This is a genomic window from Streptomyces sp. NH27, assembly GCF_056859195.1.
Window position 1 is genome coordinate 1 of the sequence record NZ_JACEGK010001076.1, and the last position, 489, is coordinate 489.

1 protein-coding gene is annotated in these 489 nt (G+C 69.3%); it reads left to right on the forward strand.

Features of this window, described 5'->3' with window-relative positions; genetic code table 11:
- Positions 1-243: 243 nt before the first annotated feature.
- Positions 244-489 (forward strand): hypothetical protein (locus tag AC13HU_RS38090; protein WP_483046567.1); only part of this gene is annotated, 246 nt, incomplete at its 3' end.

Here is a 489-nt window from a genome sequence, read left to right on the forward strand (position 1 = left end):
GTGTAGATGATTGATTCTGCTTGAAGAGAGGGAGTAATGAACAAGAGTGTGCAGTTCGGTGTTGTCATGCCGGACACCCGGAGATCCGCAGGGGCTCGGCGGGAAGCCGCCGGGCCGGGCAGAGGGCTCCGGGGTCGGCGGAGGACGGGAGATCTCCAAGCGGTCGCCGGGTGCCCGCTGCGTGGTCGAGGACGTGCGGGTGCGGCCCGGGCTCGGGGAACTGGGGCCGGGAGGCGACCGCTGTTGGAGGAGGGCGAGACGGAACGCCCTGTGTCCGGGGATCGATTGGCCGCGGTCGAGCTGGTGCCACGCGGCGGTTCGGCCGAACCAGCCTGCTGGGCCGAGGAGTTACGCGATATCGCGGAGGACAGCCGTCATCGCGGGGAGGGCGAGGCGCTGCTACCGGCCCGGCCGGTGAAGATATTGGCGGGGTGGTGGGGGCAGTTGGGCGATGGTGCGCGAGTGGGGGATGCGGTAGCGCGTCTGTGT